This window comes from Pseudarthrobacter sp. NamE2 (assembly GCF_005796205.1).
Lineage (GTDB): Bacteria > Actinomycetota > Actinomycetes > Actinomycetales > Micrococcaceae > Arthrobacter.
Window position 1 is genome coordinate 1 of the sequence record NZ_VAHN01000021.1, and the last position, 13,671, is coordinate 13,671.

The 13,671-nt window shown below is 67.6% G+C and carries 10 protein-coding genes, 1 tRNA gene and 1 pseudogene; 9 read left to right on the forward strand and 3 right to left on the reverse strand.

The features are described from left to right. Window positions 1-630: pseudogene (locus FDW83_RS19310) on the reverse strand (HNH endonuclease); the annotation flags it as partial. A gap of 266 nt (window positions 631-896) precedes the next feature. Here FDW83_RS19310 and FDW83_RS17790 point away from each other — a divergent pair. Beyond that, window positions 897-986 (forward strand) — tRNA-Ser (locus FDW83_RS17790). A 149-nt stretch (window positions 987-1,135) separates the two neighbouring features. Here FDW83_RS17790 and FDW83_RS17795 read toward each other — a convergent pair. Beyond that, window positions 1,136-1,486 (reverse strand): hypothetical protein, encoded by a 351-nt coding sequence (locus FDW83_RS17795; RefSeq protein WP_138139410.1) that lies wholly within the window; start codon window positions 1,484-1,486, stop codon window positions 1,136-1,138. Window positions 1,487-1,683: 197 nt separating this feature from the next. Between FDW83_RS17795 and FDW83_RS17800 the strand changes: the two genes are divergently transcribed. The 5 genes from FDW83_RS17800 to FDW83_RS17820 all read left to right on the forward strand — a co-directional run bounded on the left by FDW83_RS17800 (window position 1,684) and on the right by FDW83_RS17820 (window position 5,336). Continuing rightward, the gene (locus tag FDW83_RS17800; protein ID WP_138139443.1) at window positions 1,684-1,902 is read left to right on the forward strand and encodes a hypothetical protein; all 219 of its coding nucleotides are present in this window, start codon (window positions 1,684-1,686) and stop codon (window positions 1,900-1,902) included. Between the two features lie 64 nt (window positions 1,903-1,966). Continuing rightward, window positions 1,967-3,040, forward strand: a complete 1,074-nt coding sequence (locus FDW83_RS17805; protein WP_138139411.1) for a nitronate monooxygenase family protein — start codon at window positions 1,967-1,969, stop codon at window positions 3,038-3,040. Between the two features lie 98 nt (window positions 3,041-3,138). Further along, a complete protein-coding gene (locus tag FDW83_RS17810) occupies window positions 3,139-3,765 on the forward strand; it encodes a hypothetical protein (protein WP_138139412.1) in 627 nt (208 codons plus the stop codon). Window positions 3,766-3,845: 80 nt separating this feature from the next. Then, window positions 3,846-4,595: a YcnI family protein gene (locus FDW83_RS17815; protein WP_138139413.1), complete on the forward strand. Its 750-nt coding sequence runs from the start codon at window positions 3,846-3,848 to the stop codon at window positions 4,593-4,595. A 102-nt stretch (window positions 4,596-4,697) separates the two neighbouring features. Beyond that, window positions 4,698-5,336, forward strand: coding sequence for a DUF4232 domain-containing protein (locus tag FDW83_RS17820; RefSeq protein ID WP_171027612.1), 639 nt, complete (start codon window positions 4,698-4,700; stop codon window positions 5,334-5,336). Window positions 5,337-5,474: 138 nt separating this feature from the next. Here FDW83_RS17820 and FDW83_RS17825 read toward each other — a convergent pair whose 3' ends face one another. Continuing rightward, the gene (locus FDW83_RS17825) at window positions 5,475-5,936 is read right to left on the reverse strand and encodes a DUF4383 domain-containing protein (RefSeq protein ID WP_138139445.1); all 462 of its coding nucleotides are present in this window, start codon (window positions 5,934-5,936) and stop codon (window positions 5,475-5,477) included. 193 nt (window positions 5,937-6,129) lie between these two features. Between FDW83_RS17825 and FDW83_RS17830 the strand changes: the two genes are divergently transcribed. From FDW83_RS17830 to FDW83_RS17840, 3 genes are read left to right on the forward strand one after another with little or no spacing between them, the layout of a single operon-like run. Next, on the forward strand, window positions 6,130-7,683 hold the full coding sequence (locus tag FDW83_RS17830; protein ID WP_138139414.1) for an FAD-dependent oxidoreductase: 1,554 nt from the start codon (window positions 6,130-6,132) through the stop codon (window positions 7,681-7,683). A 56-nt stretch (window positions 7,684-7,739) separates the two neighbouring features. Then, window positions 7,740-12,848, forward strand: coding sequence for a DEAD/DEAH box helicase (locus tag FDW83_RS17835; RefSeq protein ID WP_138139415.1), 5,109 nt, complete (start codon window positions 7,740-7,742; stop codon window positions 12,846-12,848). Further along, a complete protein-coding gene (locus FDW83_RS17840; RefSeq protein ID WP_138139416.1) occupies window positions 12,841-13,671 on the forward strand; it encodes an Fpg/Nei family DNA glycosylase in 831 nt (276 codons plus the stop codon). The genes FDW83_RS17835 and FDW83_RS17840 overlap by 8 nt, the downstream gene beginning before the upstream one ends.

Genomic DNA, 13,671 nt, shown 5'->3' on the forward strand with positions numbered 1-13,671 from the left:
CGAGCGCACCTTCGGCCGCAACCTCGCCGGCGGCAACACCCCCGCAACACCACCAGGGCCGGCACCCGGAGCGTCGGGGTTCAGAAAGTGCTTTTCCAGCGCCGCAGTGGCGGCGGGGTCCAGCCCGGTGGTCTCGTCGATGAGGACCTTGGTGTTCTGCCACGACACCTGCCCGGCCTGCAGCGCATCCAGCGCCGCCGGCAATGAACTGGTCAAGGCCTGGGCTTCACCGATCAGGGCACTTGCGGCGCGTTCACCGATGGTCAGGACGCAGGCGACCTCGGCCACGGACGCCATCTCTCGGCCCTTGGCCCATTCCGGACCCGCCGCCGGGTCCTCCATCGCAGCGACGGCGCCGACGTGCCCGCCCACCAGCAGCACCTTCACCGCGGCAGCGGCGGCCTCAAGCTTGCGCTGCACCGCCAAACCGTCCAGGCAGTCATCCGCGAACACCCGCAACGGATCAGCCCCCGCGGCCAGGGCATCAGAAGAGCCAGCATCAGGACTACCTGAAACAGCGGAGCCGCCGGCAACAATACGGGCGAGCTCATCCACGAAACCAGCCACCGACGCAACAGCAGCCAGAATCCCGGCCCTGCCACCCCCGCCCCAGGTCGCTCCGCTTTTCATACCCAAGCATGCCAAGAGGGTCTGACAATCCTGGTCAGAGGCCGGGAGCCCGGAAATCGGGGTTTCGTCAGGCTCAACCACCGGGTCCCACCCCGGGTACCGACAAGCTCAACCACCGGGTCCCACCCCGGGTTTCGACAAGCTCAACCACCGGGTCCCGCCCGGGGTTTGACGGGCACAACCACCGAGGTTTCTACGGGCTCATTTACCGTTCTAAACCTTCCGTTTTGGGGATGTGAACCTTACTCCGGTACCCTATTGAGGTTGGTGACGTGTCCGAGCGGCCGAAGGTGCAACACTCGAAATGTTGTTTGGTGTAACAGCCAACGTGGGTTCAAATCCCACCGTCACCGCCACGTGAAAAGACCCTGGTTTCCCTCAGAAACCAGGGTCTTTTCCTTGCCCGCAAGCCTTCAGCGCCGAGTCCCTCCTCCAGGTCGAACAAAAGCAAGCGGACGACGGCGGGAACCTCCCGCCGTCGTCCGCTTTCCGTTTGTGAAGGCTGCTAGAGCTTGTCTGTCCGGTCCTCGCCGCCACCCTTGTGGCCCGCTCCGCGCAGGTTTTCCTGGACCTTGCCGAACAGGTCCTTGATGGTGGACTCGGCGTTGCTGATCACGTCCACCGGCACGTACACGTCGTGCGCGAGCGGCAGGTCGTATTCATCCTTCAAGTGGGTACCGTTGCCCACGCCCTGAAGGGACAGGTAAACCATCGCTTCCGTCCGGGCGATTCCGGCGAGCTTTCCAAAGACGACAGTGAACTCGTTGGGCTGGAAGCTGATGGTCTGGCCGATATGGTTGCGGCCCAGTTCACCAGCAGGAACAACCTTTTCTGACTGGCTTCCGGTGTAGTCCATGAACTTCTCCTTAGATCGCCGACACATACGCTGGCAGTCTAACGCCGCGTCTTCCGCCGGGCCTACAGCCGGGCTGGAGGGCTGCACAAGCAAACCGCCCCGGCCGTAGTCACTTCTCCATTGAAGCCGCAGGGGTGGGACCTGTTTGATGGCAGAAACCCGCACGACAACCCATCAAAGGAAAACCCGTGAATTCAATGGCGAACCGCGTCAAAAGCCCTGTCCGCTGGGACGATGTGGAAATCGGCGACACCGTGGAGCTCCGGCGGAACGGCGCGCGCATCCACGCCGGACACGTGGACGCGCGCACCGCGGACGGCGACGTTGTGTGGGTCATTGCGCCCGCAGGCGGCCGCCGCATGTTCCACATCGCTGACGGCTACGACCTGGCCGGTCCGCCGCCCGCAGCTGGCTGACCAAGCACCGGGCCGGTACCTGCAAGACTGGGTACTGCACCTGCAGGCCCAGCCAAGGAGAGCCATGACCGCGCCAGCCCGTCCCGCACCCCGCCCCACGCGGCTCACCGAGTTGCTGGGGATCGACGTTCCCGTGGTCCTCGGCCCGTTCGGCGGGGTTTCCTCCGTGCAGCTCACCGCGGCAGTGAGCGACGGCGGCGGGCTTGGTTCATACGGCCTGTACGGGTACGACGGCGGCGCAATCCAAAGGACGGCAGCGGAGCTTCGTGCCGCTACAGGCAGGCCCTTCGCACTCAATCTTTGGGTGCCCACCGGCGACGAAGCCACCGAAGTGGACCAGGCCGACTTTGACCGTTACCGCAAAGTTCTGGCGCCGTATTTCGAGGAACTTGGCATCCCGCTGCCGGACGCGCCCGCCCGGTACATGCCCGACTACGGCGAACAGGTGGAGGCTGCGCTGAAAGCCCGTCCCGCCGTCGTCAGCTTCGTCTTTGGCGTCCCGGCGCCGGACGTGGTGGAGGACGCCCACCGGCGCGGCATCAAGGTGCTGGGCACCGCCACCACCGTTGATGAAGCCGTCGCGCTGGAGGAAGGCGGCGTGGACGCCGTTGTTGCCAGCGGGATGGAGTCCGGAGGACACCGCGTTTCCTTCCTCAAGCCCGCGGAAGAGTCCCTGGTGGGCACCTTCTCCCTGGTCCCCCAGGTAGCGGACGCGGTGCAAGTCCCGGTGATAGCGGCGGGCGGCATTGCGGACCACCGCGGCTTCACCGCTGCCATGGCGCTCGGTGCCGACGCGGTGCAGGTGGGGACCGCATTCTTGGCCACCCGGGAGTCCGCCGCCGCGGCCCAATACCGTGCACTCTTGCACAGCCCTGCCGCCGGGCATACCGTCCTGACCCGTGCACTCAGCGGCAGGCTTGCGCGCGGCATCCCCAACCGGGTGGTGCGGGACCTGTCTGATGCCCGGAACATCGCGCCGTTCCCGGTCCAGAACTGGCTGACGGGACGCTTCAGGCCCGAGGCTGCTGCCCGCGGAAACACGGAACTGATGTCCCTGTGGGCAGGCCAGTCCGCTCCCCTGCTCCGGCACGGGACAGCCGCCGACGTTCTCGCCGAGCTGCTAACCGGCGGCAGCTGACAACCCATCCGGCTCCTGCCGCGCGGCAAATCACCGATAGAATTTGGACGGCCCGGCCCAACCCGGGCCCGTTTGCCAATGCACCGGGGAGGAGATCCGTGCCGACGCACCGCCGCACGCCGTTCCACCTCGTCCGGTCCTCCGCCCTTGCCGCTGTCATCCTTACCCTCGCGGCAGGAGCGCACGTGGCAGGCGGCGGCCAGCTCCCCGCCCCCGGCATCCTGCTGGCCGTCCTGGCCCTCACCGCACTCGTCAGCACCGCAGCGACCCGGCTCCGGCTGTCCTTTACGTCTATGGGAGCCCTGCTTGGTGCCGGGCAACTGGCGCTGCACGAGCTGTTCGCCACGCTGAGCACGCCGGCCCTGGCAACCGGTCCGGCGGCCGCCCAGCACGGCCATCAGCATGGCGGCGGAGTGCTCCCCGAACTGGTTTTGGCTGCCGGCCACACGGCGCCTGCTGAGTCCGGTCCGGCACAGCTGATGCTGGCCGCCCACGTGCTGGCCACGCTGGCCTCCGCGTTCCTGCTGGCCAAAGGCGAAGACGCGCTCTGGGCACTGGCTGCCTGGCTGCGTCCCCTGGCCGGCCTCCCGCAGCCAACAGCGCCCGACGCCGTCCCTCCTGTTTCCGTTGTATTCCCGCCTGCCGCCGCGCCCCGCCCTCCCTGGCGGAACCTCCGGCAGGACAGCCGACGCGGCCCGCCTTCCGCCGTCGCGCTTTGTTCCTAAGCCCCGCCGGGCATTGGTTCCGGTGCAGGGCACCAACACTTTGCACCCCGCTTCCGGGCGTGCGCCAGAAAGGCAACCCCATGAACACCTCATCCCTCCGCCGTTCCCTGACTACCGCTGCCGCTGCCGGCGGCGCCGCTGCACTGATGCTTGCTGGGGCGGGCGGCGCCGCAGCCCATGTCGGCGTCACGCCAGACAAGACCTCCGCCAACTCCTACGCCCTGCTGACCTTCGCAATTCCGCATGGATGCGAAGAATCCGGCACCACCAAGGTGGCCATCACCTTGCCTGGTGAGCTCAATGACGCCCAGCCCACGGTCAACCCGAACTGGACGGTGGAAAAAGTTACGGAGCAGCTGCCCGAACCCAAGAAGCTGGCAGACGGAACATCCATAACCAAACGAACCAGCCAGATCGTCTACACGGCGAAAACCCCACTCCCCCACGAACTCCGGGACACGCTGGTCCTGTCCGTGAAACTCCCGGACGTGGCCGGAACAACCCTGCACTTCCCCACGCTGCAGACCTGCGAGACCGGCCAGACCGACTGGTCCCAGATCGCCAAGGACGGCGAGGACCCGCACTCCCTTGAGGCGCCCGCACCGTCCATCACCGTCACGGCCGCGGAAAGCGCCGACGGCCACGGCGCGGCCGCAGCCTCGTCACACGCCACCGAGGCAGCAACCGAGCAGGCGTCCGCCGTAACGGACAGCGGAGCCGAAGCCCGCAGCTGGGCGGGTCTTGCTGCGGGCCTGGGCGGACTGGTCCTGGGCGGCGCGGCCCTGGTACGCAGCACGTCCCGCCGTAAAGCCGCCCGGAACGCAAGCTAGCCGCTGCATTGTGACGCCCGGATCATCACGATCCGGGCGTCAAATGCTGTCCGGGGACGTGCCGTCGTTGACGGCGGCTACAGCTGCCGCAAAGGTGGTGGCATGAGGTCTCAGAAAATCTTCCAGGGGATAGCCATGTCGGCAGCGGCCGGAGCTGCCGCCCTGACACTTGCCGCCTGCGGCACCAGCCAGCCGCAGGCAGAAACCACGACGACGGCACCGGGCATTGGCCCAGCCAGCCCCACTGCATCGTCCACGCCGCCTGCCACGTCCGCAGCGCCGTCGGCCACGGCGCCTCCCACCTCTGCTGCGCCCGCAGCCCCCGGCCTCTGCAAGGCAGCGGGACTTTCCGCCGCTACAGACGCGTCCGGCGGAGGCGCAGCAGGCAGTGTCTATATGATGCTCGGCCTCACCAACACCGGCACGGAACCCTGCATCCTCAAAGGCTTCCCGGGAGTGTCCCTGGCCGCGGATAATGCCGGTGCCCCCATCGGCGCCCCCGCCACCAGGGATGAATCCACCCCGGTGACGGAGGTGCTGCTGGCACCGGGCCAAACCGGTTCAGCAGTGCTTCGCTATACCCAGGCCGGGAACTACATGGATTGCGGCATGGTGGATGCTGCAGGCTACCGGATCTATCCTCCGGAGGACACAGCCTCGCTGTTCCTGCCCCAACCCACCAAGGCGTGCAGCAATGCCGCCGTCACGCTGCTGAGCATTGGCGCGTTCCAGCCGGCATAGGAGCCCTCCACCTCGCTTGGCACACAACCTCGGAGACGGCTGCGGGCAGTCCGGCAATTGCCGGACCGCCCGCAGTTTCCTTTTGTGTGCACCCGGCCTGTGGCAGGCCGGTACGACGGTGTTCGGTTGTGTGCTTGGTTAGTGGGCCGTGGTGGGACGTCCGGCGCGGGCCGTGCCGCGCGAGAGGGCAAGCCCAAGGCCGAGCATGCCAACGCCCAGGATGAAGTGCAGCCAGTTGTCCGCCATGTTCACAGGCACGAAGTTGGCTGCGGTATCCGGGCCGATCAGCAGACCGTAAAGCCAGAGCACCAGATAGATCGCGCCACCGATGACCAGGTAGTTCCGGGACTGTGCGGCACTGCGGGCCATGGCTATGCCGGCCGCGCCGAACAGCAGGTGGACGATGTTGTGCAGCACTGATACCTGGAAGATGCCCAGCAGCAGGGCTTGGGACTCATGTCCGGCGAAGCCCATGGTCTCGTACTGGGCGGTGATGCCCGGAATGAACCCGAGGACACCTACCAGGAGGAAGACCGCTCCCACGGCGAGGGCTGCTTTCTGTATGTTTGTCCGGCCTACTGTACGACCGTCGGAACTCATGCTTGTCATGATTACTCCTGCTGTTGTCGTTAGCGTTTCCATGGCTGCCGGGCTGCGCCTGACCATAGACATAAACCCAGACAAACTAAGTATACTTAGCAAATGCGGCGCTGAAAGGGGTGGACTGTAACAGACCCATTACAAAAATGGGCCCCACCAGCGCATATAGGACCGGGAGGCAGGTTGTGTTGGGATGACGTCACTTTGGTTGGACCGCCGCGCGGCATTCACTTCTGATCCGTTCGAGCCCGACACCAGGTATGACACCGTGGTGGCCGGCGCGGGACTCACCGGTTTGGTAACGGCGCTCCTGCTGGCACGCTCGGGGCAAAAGGTACTGGTCCTCGAGGCACGCTTTCCCGGTGCCGTCACCACCGGAAACACCACGGCAAAGGTCACTTTGCTGCAGGGCACGTTCCTCTCCCAGCTCGCACGCCAGTACTCCCAGAAACAGGTACAGGCCTATGTAGACGGCAACCGGGAAGGCCAGGCATGGCTGCTCCGCTACCTGGATGACCACGCGGTCCCCTACCAGCGCCGCGATGCCTACACCTACGCCACCACCCCGGAGGCGACGGAGAAGCTCCGCGAAGAGGTCAGCGCCGGCACCACTGCCGGGCTGGACATGGAGTACGTCCGCGACGCCGGCCTGCCGTTCGCGGTGCACGGCGCGGTGCGCCTTCCCGACCAGGCGCAGATCCATCCCATGGAGGTGGTGGATACTCTGGTGGCGGACATCCGCGGCAGGGGCGGGACGGTGGTCAGCGGCGTGCGGCTGCGGGACGTCACCGGGGACCGTCCCTCCGCAGTCAAGACCACCCGGGGCAGCGTCAGGGCGGACAGGGTGGTGATCGCCACCGGCATCCCTGTCCTGGACCGTGGACTGTATTTCGCCAAACTGAAGCCGAGCAGGTCCTATGCCGCGGCCCTCGAATTGCAGGAAGGGCAGGCGCCGCCTCCCGGCATGTACATCTCCGTGGAACAGCCCACCCATTCCCTGCGCGACTACGAGCACAACGGCCGCAGGCTTTTGCTGGTCGGCGGCCACGGCCACCACGTGGGCCGCACCACATCGGAACGGGCCCACCTCAACGGCCTGCTCGACTGGACCCGGCAGCACTACCCCGGCGCGGTGACCACCCATGCGTGGTCGGCGCAGGATTACATGGCCACCAACCTCATGCCGTTTTTCGGCAAGATGCCCCGCGGAAAGGGGCACATCTACTTCGGCACCGGCTACAACAAGTGGGGCATGACCAATGCGGTGGCTGCCGCCGTGGGGATCTCCGCGGACATCCTGGGCGGCCATGTGCCATGGGCCGACACCATCCACCACCGCGTCACCTCCCCATCCGGGGCGTTTTCCGCGGTCGCCTTGAATGCCGGCGTTGCGGCCAAGATGGCCTCGGGCTGGGGGCAGCTCGCTGCCGAGGGCCTGAAGACGGAGGGTACCAAGGCGCTGAAGCGGGGTAAGGACCAGACTCCTGCTCCCGCCCCGGCTCCCGTTATTCCTGCCGAGGGCGAGGGCAAGGTGTACCGGGAGGGCACCCGTCCGGTAGCGGTCTCCACCGTGGACGGGACCACCTGCAAGCTGTCGGCGGTGTGCACCCACCTCGGCGGCGTTGTGCACTGGAACGACAGCGAACGGACGTGGGACTGCCCGCTGCACGGCTCCCGCTTTACCAATGAAGGCAAGCTCCTGGAAGGCCCGGCAACCAAGGACCTTCCGCGGGATGGGAAGGCTTGAGCGAAGGTTCCGGAGGCACCGGCCGTCCTGTCGGTGCCCTGGGGCATGATGGAGGCATGAGCCAGGAAAAGTCCGGAACTGGTGCGGCTGGCGCAGCGCCCCCTGTACCGATGGCACAGTTCAGCAGGCCCACCCGTGAGTGGTTCCTGGGCGCCTTCTCCGGGCCCACGCCTGCCCAGGCGGGGGCCTGGAATGCCATCTCCTCCGGCTCCCATGCCCTGGTGGTTGCTCCCACCGGTTCCGGCAAAACCCTGGCTGCTTTCCTCTGGGCACTGGACCGTTTGCTCACGTCCGCCGCGGCAGTTCCGGAACCGGCTGCCGCTCCCCCGGCTGCAGGGGGGAAGGCTAAAGGCCGGCAACCCCGGGCGCCGAAACGCAAAACCCGCGTCCTCTACATCTCACCGTTGAAGGCCCTGGGTGTCGACGTCGAGCGGAACCTCCGTTCGCCGCTGATCGGCATCACGCAGACGGCCAAGAGGCTGGGCCTGCCGGCTCCCCTTATCAGTGTGGGCGTGAGGTCCGGCGACACCACGGCAGCGGACCGGCGGACCCTGCTCAGCAACCCGCCGGACATCCTCATCACCACCCCCGAGTCGCTGTTCCTGATGCTCACATCCAGGGCACGCGAGACGTTGACCGAGGTGGACACCGTCATCATCGACGAGGTGCACGCCGTGGCCGGGACCAAGCGCGGGGCGCACCTTGCCGTCTCCCTGGAACGGCTCGATGCCCTGCTGCCCAAGCCTTCCCAGCGAATCGGGCTTTCCGCCACGGTGGAGCCGCGGGAGCTTGTGGCCCAGTTCCTTGCAGGGTCGGCGCCCGTGGAAATTGTGGCGCCGCCAGCGAAGAAGAACTGGGACCTCACCGTGTCCGTGCCGGTGGAGGACATGTCCGATCTCCAAGGCGCCGCGGGCGCCTTCGATTCAGGCCCCGCCTCCGGCCTGCAGCCCCAGGCCTCCATCTGGCCCCACGTTGAGGAAAAGATCGTGGACCTGGTGCTGGCCAACCAGTCCACCATCGTGTTTGCCAACTCCCGCCGGCTGTCGGAACGGCTGACGGCCCGGCTCAATGAGATCTACGCCGAGCGCCAACTGGTGTCCGTCGGGGGCGGCTGGGACGATCACGGCGCGGGAGGGCTGGAAGGCGACTGGGGGTCCATGCCCGATGCCCCACCGTCGGGTGTTCCTGCTTCAACAGCTACGCCTGCGCACATGATGGCGCAGGCGGGGAGCACGGCCGGCGCGGATCCGGTGCTGGCGAGGGCCCACCACGGTTCGGTCTCCAAGGACCAGCGCGCGCTGATTGAGGACGACTTGAAATCCGGACGCCTGCGCTGCGTGGTGGCAACGTCCTCGCTGGAGCTCGGCATCGACATGGGTGCCGTGGATCTGGTGGTGCAGGTGGAGTCACCGCCGTCGGTGGCCAGCGGCCTGCAACGCGTGGGACGCGCCGGCCACCAGGTGGGCGAAGTTTCGCAGGGCGTCCTGTTCCCCAAGCACCGGGCGGACCTGGTCCACACAGCCATCACCGTGGAGCGGATGCTTGACGGCAAGATCGAGCGGCTCAGCATCCCGGCCAATCCCCTGGACATCCTGGCCCAGCAGACCGTGGCCGCCACCGCGCTGGGAAGCATCGACGTGGAGGAATGGTTCGCCACCGTCCGGCGTTCCGCGCCGTTCGCGTCGCTTCCCCGCTCGGCCTTCGAGGCGACCCTGGACCTGCTGGCAGGCCGCTACCCGTCGGATGAATTCGCGGAGCTGCGGCCCCGGATCATCTGGGACCGCAACGCCGGCACCATCGAGGGCAGGCCGGGATCCCAGCGCCTGGCGGTGACCTCCGGCGGGACCATTCCGGACCGCGGCCTGTTCGGCGTCTACATCATCGGCACCGAAATCGAGGGTTCGGCCTCCCCGTCTGAAGACGGAAAGCCGGCTCCGGCACCCAAGGGCGGCCGGCGCGTGGGCGAACTGGACGAGGAGATGGTGTACGAGTCCCGCGTTGGCGACGTCTTCGCGCTGGGCGCCACCAGCTGGAAAATCGAGGACATCACGCATGACCGCGTGCTCGTCTCCCCCGCCTTCGGCCAGCCCGGCAAGCTGCCGTTCTGGAAGGGCGATTCACTCGGCCGGCCGGTGGACCTGGGCCGCGCCCTGGGCGCGTTTGTCCGGGAACTGTCAGCTTCGGACGCCGGTCCGGCCACCGAACGGTGCAAGGCCAGCGGCCTGGACGAGTTTGCTGCCAACAACCTCATCCAGTACCTGACGGAACAGAAACAGGCCACGGAAGTGGTCCCAAGTGACGCCACGCTGGTGGTGGAGCGGTTCCACGACGAACTCGGCGACTGGCGGGTCATCCTTCACAGCCCGTTCGGCATGCCGGTGCACGCGCCCTGGGCCCTCGCTGTGGGGCAGCGGCTCCATCAGAGGTACGGCATGGACGGCTCCGCGATGGCAGCCGATGACGGCATTGTCCTCCGTGTGCCCATGATGGAGGATGAGCCCCCGGGGGCCGAGCTGTTCCTGTTCGACCCCGAGGAGCTTGAACAGATTGTCACGGCAGAGGTTGGCGGCAGTGCATTGTTCGCTTCCCGGTTCAGGGAATGTGCGGCACGCGCGCTCCTGCTCCCCCGCCAAACCCCGGGCAAGCGGCAGCCGCTGTGGCAGCAGCGGCAGCGCTCGGCCCAGCTCCTGGACGTAGCCCGGAAGTACCCCACCTTTCCGATTGTGCTGGAAACCGTGCGTGAATGCCTGCAGGATGTTTACGACCTCCCGGCCCTAAAGGACATTGCCGCGTCCGTTGAACGGCGGGAACTGCGGATTGTGCAGACCACCACGTCCCAGCCCTCGCCATTCGCCAAGTCGCTCCTGTTCGGCTACGTGGCGCAGTTCCTGTACGAGGGCGATTCCCCGTTGGCCGAACGGCGCGCCGCCGCCCTGGCCTTGGACTCCACGCTGCTCAACGAACTGCTGGGCCGCGTGGAGCTGCGGGAGTTGCTGGATGCTAAGGTCATCGAAGCCACCGAGCGGGAGCTGCAGCGCCTGGCGCCGGATCGGCGGATGCGGGGCCTCGAGGGTGTGGCAGACCTGCTGCGGCTGCTCGGTCCGCTCGCCCCGGAGGAAGTCGCCGCGCGCCTGGCGCCGGCAGGTGAGCCGGAGGTTGAGCCTGTCGAAACCCCGGCGGTTGAGCTTGTAGAAACCGATGCCGAAAGCGAGCCCGCCGAAACCCGGAACCTGAACTCCGCGGCCGGCATCATCGAAGCCACCGCCCACCTGGCTGCCCTGCAGCGCGCCAACCGGGCCATCAAAGTGAACATCGGCGGCGTGGAGCGGTTCGCTGCAGTAGAGGACGCCGCCCGGCTCCGCGACGCCTTGGGAGTGCCGCTGCCGATGGGCGTGCCCCTGGCGTTCATCGAGCCGGTGGCCGATCCCCTTGGTGACCTCGTCTCCCGCTATGCCCGTACCCACGGCCCCTTCACCGCCGCCGAGGCGGCAACCCGGCTGGGGCTCGGTGTCGCGGTGGTAGGCACGGCCCTGAAACGGCTGGCCGCGGACGGGCGTGTGGTGGAAGGTGAGTTCCGGCCGCATGCCACTGCACCCGGCACGGCAACGGCCGACCAGCCGGCAGACGGCGCCGATGCGGATACCGGGCTCGGGACCACCCAGCCTGTTGCGGAACCGGCAGGAACTGCAGCCGCGGCAACGTCACCGGAGCTTCCGCATACTGTCGCCAGTGAATGGTGCGATGCCGAGGTCCTCCGGAAGCTCCGCCGTCGTTCCCTTGCAGCCCTGCGCGCCGAAGTTGAGCCGGTGGATACCGCCGCCTACGGGCGCTTCCTGCCTGCCTGGCAGCACGTGCGGGTTCCGGGCGGCGGCCGCGGCCAGCCCTCGCTCCGCGGGCTGGACGGCATCGTCACGGCGATCGACCAGCTCTCCGGCGTGCCCGTTCCCGCATCGGCGTGGGAACCGCTCATCCTGGCAGGCCGCGTGTCCAACTACCAGCCGGCCATGCTGGACGAGTTGATGGCAGCGGGCGAAGTTCTCTGGTCCGGGGCCGGGGCCTTGCCCGGGAACGACGGCTGGATCAGCCTGCACCTGGCCGACTCAGCGGAACTGACCCTGAACCCGGTTCCGGAGTTCCAGCCGGGCGACGCCGGGCAGCGCCTGCTGGACCATCTGCGGAACAACGGCGGCGGCTACTTTTTCCGGCAGCTGACGGATGTTGCCGGCGGTATGGATACGGTGCTCAGCGACCAGGAAGTGGTCACCGCCCTCTGGGAGCTGGTGTGGGCGGGCCGGATCACCGGAGACACCTTCGCCCCTGTCCGGGCCCTGACCGCCGGCGGCCACACCGCGCACCGGCAGGTGGCACGCGCCCCGCGGGCCAGGTCACCGAGGCTTAGCAGGCTGGGCCGTTCCCACGGCACCGGGCTGATGGGATCGGCAGGGCTGGCCGGCGGCCGCTACGGCAGCGCCGCAGTGGCAACTCCCCCCATGGCCGCTGGCCGGTGGTCCGCGCTTCCGGAGCCGGAACTCGATCCCACCATCCACGCACGCGCCACGGCAGAGCTCCTGCTGGACCGCTACGGCGTGGTCACCCGGGGTTCGGTGATGGCCGAGCAAATCCTGGGCGGCTTCGGCCTGATGTACAAGGTGCTGGCCCGGCTCGAGGAAGCAGGACGCTGCCGGCGCGGCTACTTCATCGAGCATCTGGGGGCGGCCCAGTTTGCCGTGCCCGCCACCGTGGACCGGTTGCGCTCCTACTCGGAAGACACGCAGCTTGCCAAACCGGAGCCCGTGGCACTGGCCCTGGCCGCCACCGATCCTGCCAACCCGTATGGCGCGGCGCTGCCGTGGCCTGCCCTGCAGGACGACGCCGGCACCGGCCACCGTCCTGGACGCAAGGCGGGAGCACTGGTGGTCCTGGTGGACGGAGCGCTGGTCCTCTACGTGGAACGCGGCGGCAAGACCCTGCTGGCCTTCAGCGACGACGAAGCCGTCCTGGCTGCCGCAGGTGCCGCCCTGGTGGGTGTTGTGGCGCGCGGGGCAGTGGACAAGCTGGTCATGGAAAAGGTCAACGGGCACGACATCCTCGACACCCCCGTGGCGTCCGCCCTCAGTTCCGCCGGAGCATACTCCACGCCGAAGGGGTTGAGGATCCGTGCCTGAAGGGGATTCCGTCTGGCGTGCTGCAGACCAACTGCACAAAGCCCTGGCGGGGCAAAAATTCATTGCCTCCGATTTCCGGGTTCCGCGCTTCGCCACCTTGAACCTGGCAGGCTGGACCATGGAGGAAGTGGTGCCCCGCGGCAAACACCTGCTGATGCGGGTGGTGGGGCCCGACGACAAAAGGCTTACCATCCATTCCCACCTCAAGATGGAGGGAACATGGCAGGTCTATCCGCCCGGGGGCCGGTGGCGGAAACCGGGCCATACGGCAAGGTGCGTGCTGCGCACGCCGGTGGCGGACGCCGTCGGATTTTCCCTGGGCATCCTGGAAGTGGTGGCCACGGCCAAGGAGGACTCGATTGTGGGGTTTTTGGGGCCGGACCTCCTCGGCCCCGACTGGGACCTGGACGAGGCGGAACGTCGGGTGCGGGCATCCCCGGACATCCCGGTCGGCGTCGCCCTGCTCGACCAGCGGAACCTTGCCGGCATCGGCAACATCTACCGCTGCGAGGCGTGCTTCCTCTCCGGCGTGCACCCTGCCACCCCGGTATCGCAGGTTGCCGACGTCCGGACCATGATGACTGACGCCAAACAGCTGCTGGAGGTCAACCTTGGCCCGGGCAGGCGCGTCACCATCCTCAATGCGCGCGGCATGCCGGTGGGCAGGATGGCGGGCCGTCCCGGCTACTGGGTGTACGGCCGGGAGCACAAGCCGTGCCTGAAGTGCGGCACTCCCGTCCGGCGGGGGCTGCTGGGGAAACCGAACGGTGACGAGGAACGCGACATTTACTTCTGCCCGCACTGCCAGCCGGCGCCGGTGTAG

Coding starts and splice junctions, on each gene's coding strand:
- FDW83_RS17800 (WP_138139443.1), top strand. CDS start 1,684: ATGGCGAACCGCGTCAAAAGCCCTGTCCGCTGGGACGATGTGGAAATC.
- FDW83_RS17835 (WP_138139415.1), top strand. CDS start 7,740: ATGAGCCAGGAAAAGTCCGGAACTGGTGCGGCTGGCGCAGCGCCCCCT.
- FDW83_RS17825 (WP_138139445.1), bottom strand. CDS start 5,936: ATGAGTTCCGACGGTCGTACAGTAGGCCGGACAAACATACAGAAAGCA.
- FDW83_RS17815 (WP_138139413.1), top strand. CDS start 3,846: ATGAACACCTCATCCCTCCGCCGTTCCCTGACTACCGCTGCCGCTGCC.
- FDW83_RS17830 (WP_138139414.1), top strand. CDS start 6,130: ATGACGTCACTTTGGTTGGACCGCCGCGCGGCATTCACTTCTGATCCG.
- FDW83_RS17805 (WP_138139411.1), top strand. CDS start 1,967: ATGACCGCGCCAGCCCGTCCCGCACCCCGCCCCACGCGGCTCACCGAG.
- FDW83_RS17820 (WP_171027612.1), top strand. CDS start 4,698: ATGAGGTCTCAGAAAATCTTCCAGGGGATAGCCATGTCGGCAGCGGCC.
- FDW83_RS17795 (WP_138139410.1), bottom strand. CDS start 1,486: ATGGACTACACCGGAAGCCAGTCAGAAAAGGTTGTTCCTGCTGGTGAA.